General features: G+C 53.8%; 8 protein-coding genes. All 8 read left to right on the top strand.

Annotated elements, in window-relative coordinates; all coding sequences use genetic code 11:
- The first annotated feature begins 224 nt into the window (after window positions 1-224).
- The 8 genes from DYL61_RS04190 to DYL61_RS04155 all read left to right on the top strand — a co-directional run bounded on the left by DYL61_RS04190 (window position 225) and on the right by DYL61_RS04155 (window position 7,206).
- Complete coding sequence (locus tag DYL61_RS04190; RefSeq protein WP_027616378.1) at window positions 225-731, top strand: CinA family protein; 507 nt, start codon at window positions 225-227, stop codon at window positions 729-731.
- Entirely contained in the window at window positions 731-1,249 is a 519-nt protein-coding gene (locus DYL61_RS04185) for a hypothetical protein (protein WP_135307307.1), read from the top strand. Before DYL61_RS04190 ends, DYL61_RS04185 begins: the two co-directional genes overlap by 1 nt.
- 7 nt (window positions 1,250-1,256) lie before the next feature.
- The gene (locus DYL61_RS04180) at window positions 1,257-1,703 is read left to right on the top strand and encodes a DUF421 domain-containing protein (RefSeq protein WP_135307306.1); all 447 of its coding nucleotides are present in this window, start codon (window positions 1,257-1,259) and stop codon (window positions 1,701-1,703) included.
- Window positions 1,704-1,798: 95 nt separating this feature from the next.
- Window positions 1,799-2,026 carry a PLD nuclease N-terminal domain-containing protein gene (locus DYL61_RS04175; protein ID WP_027616381.1) on the top strand — a complete coding sequence of 76 codons (228 nt, stop codon included), beginning with the start codon at window positions 1,799-1,801 and terminating at the stop codon, window positions 2,024-2,026.
- A gap of 98 nt (window positions 2,027-2,124) precedes the next feature.
- A complete protein-coding gene (locus tag DYL61_RS04170) occupies window positions 2,125-3,054 on the top strand; it encodes a ZIP family metal transporter (protein ID WP_135307305.1) in 930 nt (309 codons plus the stop codon).
- 153 nt (window positions 3,055-3,207) lie between these two features.
- Complete coding sequence (locus tag DYL61_RS04165; protein WP_078828204.1) at window positions 3,208-3,708, top strand: YciE/YciF ferroxidase family protein; 501 nt, start codon at window positions 3,208-3,210, stop codon at window positions 3,706-3,708.
- A gap of 157 nt (window positions 3,709-3,865) precedes the next feature.
- Window positions 3,866-4,882, top strand: coding sequence for a zinc-binding metallopeptidase family protein (locus DYL61_RS04160; RefSeq protein WP_238704524.1), 1,017 nt, complete (start codon window positions 3,866-3,868; stop codon window positions 4,880-4,882).
- 944 nt (window positions 4,883-5,826) lie between these two features.
- On the top strand, window positions 5,827-7,206 hold the full coding sequence (locus tag DYL61_RS04155) for an iron-containing redox enzyme family protein (RefSeq protein WP_135307303.1): 1,380 nt from the start codon (window positions 5,827-5,829) through the stop codon (window positions 7,204-7,206).
- Window positions 7,207-7,220 lie beyond the last annotated feature (14 nt).

The following is a 7,220-nucleotide window of genomic DNA, read 5'->3' as shown; positions in this document are numbered from 1 at the left end:
GGGGGGAACCGTGCGAATTTCATGATTGTGGACCCCTGTTGTGTGTACAAATAGACCGCCCAAAAGCTTGAAATTCTTTCTTACATTTTAACCGTTCGTCGGCTACCGAAGTTACCGCATAAGAGGTGGGCGTCCCATTGCGCTCTAAATTTTATTCTTGGAAATCTTTGGAATGTTCCGCTTCTGTAGTGGTCGATCGAACAACGCCCTGTTGAGTTCAGCTCATGCCCATCGCAAATGAAATAGTCCAATACTTGCGTGAGCACGCCTTGGTCGTGACCACTGCAGAGTCCTGCACCGCAGGTAAAATCGTCACGCTGTTGTCTGGAGTGGAAGGCAGCGGCGAATTCATCGAATGTGGTTATGTGGTCTATTCGCCACAGGCCAAGCAACGATTGCTCCATGTCAGCCCCCAGACTATCGAGACGTTCAACTTGACGAGCGTCGAGGTCGCTAAGGAAATGGCGAAGGGGGCTTTACGAGACAGCACTGCAAATGCCGCCATCGCGACTACGGGGATACTCGGCCCCGACGATGTGGATGGAATTCCTGCGGGCACAATTTGTTTTGCCTGGGCGTTTCAGTCCGATGAAAAGTGCTATCTCTTCAGTCACGAGCACCGATTCTCCGGCGGACGTTGTCGGGTTCAAGAGGAAGCCACGGAATACGCATTACGCCAGCTTCCTCACTTTCATCGCCGCGCACGGCTCGGCGATACAGGTGAAGCCTGATGAGCGAAGACGCCGATCATCCAGACTTGAAAAGCCGAAACCGTCCCCTTCGTGAGGACATGGCCTATCAATTGAAAGTTTGGCGTTTCGAGCGGGTCGGCTGGTACGTGTTGGTTCTAATTTTGGTGATGGCGCTCGGGGGCGTGTTTTCCAGAGGACTGCTCAGTTCGAGAGATGTGCGTAGCGACGATGGGAAGGTGAGGGTCGAATATGAAATGCTTCATCGAAACGGCTCTACCAACTCAATGAAAATCACGCTAACAGAAAGGCCAAACTCACCCGTTGAGCTGGAGCTGGCTGGGCAGTTGCTAGAGGGCTTCAGCATTGAAACATTACAACCTCAACCGTTGCGCTCACGAAGCTCTTCTCAAGGCATGAAACTCTGGATGCAAACTGATGCTGATGGACAGGCGACGCTGTACATCACTTTGCGCGGCGACGCGGTCGGTCTCTTCCGCAGCCAAATCACCTCAGCTGGCACTCGCAGCGTAAGGCTTGTTCAATTCATTTTTCCTTAGGTGGCCTATGGACTCTGTCTTGCGTGCAGGAGCAATGTATTTAGCCCTTATGGTGCTCTTCAAGATTGCTGGGCGTCGCTCATTGGCAGAGCTGACGACCTTCGATTTCGTCTTGCTGATGATGATCGGCGAAGCCACCCAGCAAGCGCTGCTGGGCGATGATTTTTCCATTACCAACGGCATACTCGTCATCGTGACGCTGATCGCCATTGATGTCGGTCTATCGCTGCTTAAACAGCGTTCTGGCTGGGTATCAAGGCTGATCGATGGTGAGCCAACGATCATCGTCGAGAATGGCAAGCTCCTGCACAGACGCCTGCGGCACGCCCGATTAATCGAAGCTGATGTAATGGAGGCTGCGCGCTCCAGCCAAGGTATCGAGAGGCTGGAAGAGATCAAGTTCGCGATAATTGAGCGCAACGGAAAAATCTCCATCATTGCCAAAGAAAATTAAAACTCAGATCCGTGCTTGCTGGAGGCCTGTGATTTTCTTGGAACGTCCGTATTCGAGCGGGGCCTAAGCGTTAACACCCTAAGGAGGGCTAAACCATGTCTGAAGCCACCAGCTATTTTGCGATTGCTGTCGCCGTGTTCATTCTGCTTGTCGATCTATGGGCCATTGTCAGCGTGTTTCGGAGCGACAAAACCGTAGGGATAAAAGCCGCGTGGGCGCTCGGTCTGATCATTTTCCCGGTATTGGGTTTGGTCGTCTGGGGAGTCGCCGGACCACGGGGTATTAAGGAGGGGCCATCTTCGCCCGAGCACAGTAAAGGCTGACTGCAATCTTTGCGGATCAGAGCCTCTGCATTTAACGCGAAAGGTGGTTTCCCATTGCTGCGTTTCATGCTCATAACGCAGAAAGCTGTGGAGGAAAAATGTCAGAGCCCTCTCCATCGTTTGGAGCGCCTTTGCGCGCTTGGTTTGTACACATTTCCCGCTCGGGGTGGGGAGGATTGTCGTTCTGGATACTCTTGTTGTGTGTGGCTGTTTTCCTAATCATCTCCGGTTATGGCGCATTAATCGGTGCCAATAAGGCGAATCTCCACCTTGCTTTTCTGGGCGGACTTTCCGGTTTCGCTGCGACAGCTATCGGCGCAGCCGCAGCCATAGCATTGCGAGATATCGCCGCCCGTACGCAAGACATCATGCTTGGCTTTGCCGCCGGCATGATGCTGGCCGCCAGTTCCTTCTCGCTCATTCTCCCTGGTATTGAAGCAGCACAGGCCCTTTGCGCAAACCAATTGCTCGCAGCATGCGTTGTTGTTGCGGGATTGGGATTGGGCGTAGCGCTGATGGTCGGCCTTGATCGTTTCGTCCCTCACGAACACGAGAAAAGCGGACGCAGGGGACCGGGTGCGCAGCGTATCAATCGGGTTTGGTTGTTCGTCTTGGCAATCACGCTGCATAACCTGCCAGAAGGCATGGCTATTGGGGTGAGCTTCGCCAACGGCGATATGAAGGTGGGGCTGCCTCTGACAACCGCAATTGCCATACAGGACATTCCGGAAGGGTTAGCAGTCGCCCTGGCATTACGAGTGACAGGCATCAGCGCGCTTCGAGCCGCGCTGATTGCGGTTGGTTCGGGGCTGATGGAACCCTTGGGGGCAATTGTTGGTTTAGGGATTTCCAGTAGCTTTGCCTTGGGGTATCCCATCGCTCTCGGCTTGGCAGCTGGCGCCATGATTTTTGTAGTGTCCCATGAGGTCATTCCCGAGACACATCGCAATGGTCATGAGACACCAGCGACCTTAGGCCTGATGCTGGGTTTCGGCGTCATGATGTTTCTTGATACAGCCCTGGGCTAGCTCTGAACCTTTTATCAGTCACCCCGAAAATTTTCGGAACACCTCTTAAATTGAGCAGGTCGGTTTTCATGCACGGCAAATATTGCTTGCCGGTGAATCCCATACGGACGCCGCGATTAGGCGACGCCCGACTGACCAGAAGGAAGTCTCGAAATGGCTAGAAAAACTGTCGAAGATTTGTTTATCCACGAACTCTCTGATGTTTACAGCGCGGAAAAGCAAATCACCAAAGCCTTGCCGCGCTTGGCGAAAGCGGCGACCAACCCGCTGTTGGCGGAGGCCTTTACCTCACACCTGGAAGAAACCCAGGGCCAGATCGAGCGCATTGATCAATTGGTGGAACTGACCGGGATAAAATTGAAGCGCATGAAATGCGTGGCGATGGAGGGGTTGGTTGAAGAGTCGAAAGAGCTCTTGGAAGAGATCGAGAAGGGCGCCGTTCTTGATGCAGCGTTGATTGGCGCGGCGCAGAAGGTGGAACACTATGAAATAGCCGCCTATGGCACCCTGATAGCGATGGCCAAACACCTCAAATATGACGACGCTGCAAAGTTGTTGGCTGCGACGCTCGCTGAGGAAAAAGGCGCCGATGAAAAGCTGACAAAGATTGCTGAGCAGGGTGGCAATCAGGCTGCAACATTGGAATCCAAGTGACGGCCGTGATTTGAAACCAGGCGGCGCCGCAATGGCGCCGCTTGCCACTTATAAGTGCCTGCGCGAGAGACCGAAAATGTCTGATGCACAACGTGGAGCTATTTCCAGAGCCTCCAACCCGCAAAACACGCTTTCCGAGTTGTTAGCTCAACTCCTGATGGCTCGCGGGCCAGGTGGGCAGGAAGATGAGGTTCGCGAAATATGCTTGCAAACCATTACTCCTCTCTGCGACGAAACATGGGTTGATGCCGCAGGTAACGTCATAGGACTTATTAAGGGGAAGCGGAAGGCTACCGAATCGCGCGGAGCTGTAAGGGTCATGGCGCACATGGATGAAATCGCGATGGTGGTTAAGAGCGTCAATGAAGATGGCACATTGAGAGTTATCGCCCTGGGAGGCGCGAACCCGGTGAATTTCGGTATGTGTCCGGTTGATATTCTGGGTGATAACGAAATTATCCCAGGCGTTTTGTCTTTCGGCTCAATGCATGCGACGCAGAATGCGCCTCAAGGCGCTGATGTGTTATCGGGAGATGTGCATTGGAATGACGTTCATGTGATTACGCGATCTTCACCCCCGGTCCTGCGCATTCAAGGCGTACGTCCAGGTACGCGGGTCGTGTTGAGTCGTCATTGGCGTGAACCGTTTCGAGTGGGTGACGCCATCGCGGCGCATTTTCTGGATGACCGCGCACCCTTGGCGGCCATAATTGATGCCGCGCATCAATTGAGCCATCGCCGAGATGAGCTGGCATGTGATGTATATTTTGTATTTACGACGTCGGAAGAAGAATCCAATGCAGGGGCGATGTTCGCATCCGCGTCCCTACCAGGTGAAACCACCATCGCTGTAGAGGTCGGGCCAGTGATGGATGAGTATGGAACGAAGCTTAGCGTCGATCCAATCATCAATACCGGCGACGAAAAGGGTTATTACACACGCGACATCGTGATGGCCTTAGCCGCCGCAGCAGAGCGCTGTGGTTACAGCCCTCAATATGCGTTACTCGTCGATTTTGCCTCAGATGCGAGCGCCGTATTAAGCAATGGCTCGTCGGCTAGAGCGGGGTGCGTAGCAATACCTACCGAAAACACTCATGGTTATGAGCTGATTTTAGACGGCGCAGTTCGGGCTTGTTCGGCGACGCTTTGCGAGTACCTGATGACTTGCTAAAGGCAGGAAATGAACCCGGTGTGCGCTTCGATAGATTTGGTTTATCTACCCAACTTCCATGCGTTTATCTTAAAGCATCGACTTACCATATGATTTTACGCTTCGCTTGTTAATCGCGCCTTTCGTCGCCTTTCGTTGAAAAAAATAAACCGCTGAATAGTTTTTGGCTTCTTAATACTGAGCCTGTTCACTCAGACAGCCTCTAGGTATAACTCCTTTTTGCCCGTACTCAGTGCGGGCTTTTTTTCTATGGGTTTTATATGGCTAAAGAGTTACCAGCTAATGGCGAGCGCCCATCGAGCGGTTGTAGCCACCCTTATATACGTAAAGGTTATTATCTTGGCTTAAGCCCAGATGTTTATGTGTGTATGTATTGCGCAGAGCAACGAAAACCTGAGCAATGGGACAATTTTGAGCACCGACGTCGGCCACCTACAGGAATGCTTAATGATGTGGAGCGATAATAAGCTTTCGCTGGCCGGACCCTGTATTTGATCGTTCTGTGATGGTCAACTGCGCAACGATGCCGGCATAGCCTGCCAGCGTTTGACAGCGTCAGCCTTGGCTCAATGACGATGATCGCGTACCCCTGAGTAGATGAGGGCAAACCGATTCAGCAACTGGTGGCGCACGCTTCAGCCACCGCTTGAAGCCTTCCAAAATTAGCCGCCAAGGGTTAACCCATCACTTTGTCAGAACTTAGCGCATGCCGATGGAATTATTGCGTCGTGTGCGGCTCTTTCTGAATAGGACGCGCAAAAAAGCGCCCCCCGTAATAGGTGCCGGCAGTCGCTGGCGCTTGAAAAAAACAAGCGGATGGAGCCAGTCATGCGTGCGTTGCCCGGTTACTTAGTTTTTCTGTTTTGTCCCGTTGCTCTCGGGGTGTATTTGCCTGCCGGTGGCCGTTGGCGGATATGCCTTGCACGCCATCAAAGGAGTCTCTCATGACTGTCTTTCAATCCCTGCTTAGTAGTTCTGACCAGAGGCTACGGGAAGGCCCATTGCGCAGCCAGTACCAGCGTCTCCTCACAGATTGGAACACGGAATCTTCCCAATGGGCGGCCGAGTTTTTGCAAGCGCAGTTGGACTGCCTCGGTCCCGTTGAAGACAATCCGCTGCCTACGTCGCCCGACCAACTTATGGATTGGGTGGTGCTCAACTGCTCTAGCGTTGCTCAGGAATACGCGCGTTACTTGCATGGTCGGATGCAAGGAGGCGGCCGCCGGTATTTTCTAAACAAAGCTCATGCCTTGTACTTTTTGCAATGCGTGGCACCCACCAAACAAGTGGACGGTGCCTGGCTATACGGTGTACTTGCGCACTGGCGGGACTACCGCTACGACGGGCTTTTGACCACTTATTTGGAAGAGCTCGGCGATGGTGAACCAATGCAAAATCATGTCGCGATATACCAGCGTCTGCTGGCCGAGCAAGGCTGCGACGGCGATTTCGCATGGCAAGACCAGCACTTTCACCAAGGCGCCATCCAGCTGGCATTGGGTCAAAGCGCCGAGTCGCACTTGCCGGAGATCCTCGGGTATAACCTGGGTTATGAGCAACTGCCGTTGCACTTGCTCATCTGCGCCTACGAGCTCAAGGAACTGAGCATCGACCCCTATTACTTCAGTTTGCATGTGACCATCGACAACGCCAGCAGTGGCCATGCTCGCCGGGCCGTGCAAGCGGTCCTGGCATTGATGCCGCGCGGGATGGACGCGCAGGAATATTGGCAACGGGTACGGCGGGGTTATCAACTGAACGACCTTGGACTGGGCTCTACGGCGGTGATCCAGGCGTTTGACTTGGAAGACGAGTTGGTAGCAATGCTTGAGCGCAAGCGACTGTTCGGCCAGCACATGCATTCGGATTACTGCCGCTTTGAAGGTAAGAGTGTCAACCAATGGCTGGCGCACCCCGGGCAGGTTCGCGGCTTCTTGCAGGCCCTTCAGGACAAAGGCTGGATCAAGCGCAACCGCGCCCCTGAAGACAGTCGTTTCTGGCAATTGATCGAAGGCGCGGGTGCCGCCATGTTCGGCGTGTTCAGCGGTTATGAAAAACAATTGCTGCGGGACTGGATCGCCGGTGACTGGCGTGATGAAAAAAGTACTGCGCACGCGCGCCCGGCGCGGCCCGTATCGCTGGACGCAAACACGCAAATGTTGGATGACCCTGAAACTCAGGCACTCCGTAAGGCACTGCAGGAGCCCGACGGCGAGCAACTGCTTTCCCTGTTATTACCGTGGCTGGGCCCTGACCGCCATCATCGGCCCGCCGGCTTGTTTGCCACCCGCCGTTTTATCGCATTACGCGCAGCTCTGCGCTGACTGACAAGGAGCCC

Origin of the sequence: Pseudomonas nabeulensis (assembly GCF_004682045.1) — a bacterium.
In the GTDB taxonomy this organism is placed as follows: Bacteria; Pseudomonadota; Gammaproteobacteria; order Pseudomonadales; family Pseudomonadaceae; genus Aquipseudomonas; species Aquipseudomonas nabeulensis.
The sequence above is the reverse complement of the archived record's forward strand: the minus strand, read 5'-3'. Positions and strand labels throughout refer to the sequence as shown.